Annotated in this window: 1 pseudogene; it reads right to left on the bottom strand. The window is 58.1% G+C overall.

What is annotated here, in order from left to right:
* Window positions 1-236 (bottom strand): annotated as a pseudogene (locus Q4563_RS22615) (glycosyl transferase family protein); the annotation flags it as partial.

Genomic DNA, 236 nt, shown 5'->3' with positions numbered 1-236 from the left:
GGCCAGACCAGATCGTAGGCAGGGGAATCTGCAGTGGATGCTGGCCACTGGTCGTTGATGGCTGCCGCGAACCCCGCCAGTTCTTCAGCTGTTTCTTCCTTGACCCGTAGCAGCATTAGAATGGCACCGAGCTGTTCTGGCTCAAAGCGCCCGGCAATCAATTCACCCATGGTAAAGCGGGCTTCATGGAAGGTCATGCTGCGGCTGGCATTTTTGCCGCGGGCCAGAATACGGAC

Source organism: Gilvimarinus sp. 1_MG-2023, assembly GCF_030548285.1.
Note: the sequence above shows the minus strand (reverse complement) of the source record. Positions and strands in the feature narration are given on the sequence as shown.